Raw genomic sequence first — 515 nt, forward strand, 5'->3', positions numbered from 1 at the left:
CGTGGACCCGACGCTGATGCCGGCTGCGGCGGCCGAGAAGATGTCCGACCTGGACCCGGCGCTGCCCGCTGCCGCGACCCTCCCGGCCGCCTGCGGCACGCTGACCGCCGCCCAGATGGGCGCCATGCCCGAGGGCGGGGCTGACACCGGGGTGGAGACCGCCACCAGCAACGTTGCTGCCGCCGGCATCGCCGTGGCCGGTGCCGGGGTCCTGGCCGTGGCCGGTTCCGCGCTGGTGGCCCGCCGCCGCGCCCGCGCCTGAGCCCGTCTCGGCTGATCCCAGCCGATCCGAGGCCTCGATTCCGATGACGGAATCCCGATAGGGTCGCCGCGCAGGTTCCACGACCTGCGCGGCGACCGTTCTTCTCCCGCTCACGGGCTCGGCCCCGTCGGCTCCGGGATCCTCACGGATACCGGGGCCGAGTCGCAGCTGCTGCACCTGGGTCCGCGCGAGAACGGCTCCTTGGACGTCCCACCGGCGGTCTTCGTCGTCGACCGTGGCGAGCAGGACGGCA

General features: G+C 74.6%; 1 pseudogene. It reads left to right on the plus strand.

The features are described from left to right. A pseudogene (locus RCG67_RS17440) lies at window positions 1–262 on the plus strand (hypothetical protein); the annotation flags it as partial. Window positions 263–515: the final 253 nt, after the last annotated feature.

It is taken from the genome of Kocuria cellulosilytica (genome assembly GCF_040981245.1).
GTDB lineage: Bacteria > Actinomycetota > Actinomycetes > Actinomycetales > Micrococcaceae > Kocuria > Kocuria cellulosilytica.